Origin of the sequence: Salifodinibacter halophilus, assembly GCA_012999515.1 — a bacterium.
In the GTDB taxonomy this organism is placed as follows: Bacteria; Pseudomonadota; Gammaproteobacteria; order Nevskiales; family Salinisphaeraceae; genus Salifodinibacter; species Salifodinibacter halophilus.
The window spans coordinates 1-234 of record JABEEB010000768.1; the positions used below are offsets into that span (position 1 = coordinate 1).

A 234-nucleotide genomic window follows, 5' to 3' on the forward strand; every position below is an offset into this window, starting at 1 on the left:
CTTGACGATCCCGGGGTTCTCGCGGGCGAAGTCGCGAAGCATCGGGAGGTCTTCACGGTGGAGGAGCTTCGAGATGGCGCGCAAGCTCCCGCCGTTCGCAGCGGCGAGCGTGTCGACGTCCATCGCGTTGATGTCGCGCATGAGCCGGTCGTACCGTTCGTTGGGCGCGTAGTAGAGGAGGTGGGTCATCAGGAGTCGGACGCCGGCGTCGGGCGCGACGTCGCGGTGCCAGAG

At 67.5% G+C, this 234-nt stretch carries 1 protein-coding gene; it reads right to left on the reverse strand.

The features are described from left to right. Positions 1–234, reverse strand: a 234-nt coding sequence (locus HKX41_13655; GenBank protein ID NNC25178.1) for an NAD(P)/FAD-dependent oxidoreductase, incomplete at both ends; no start/stop codon positions are given.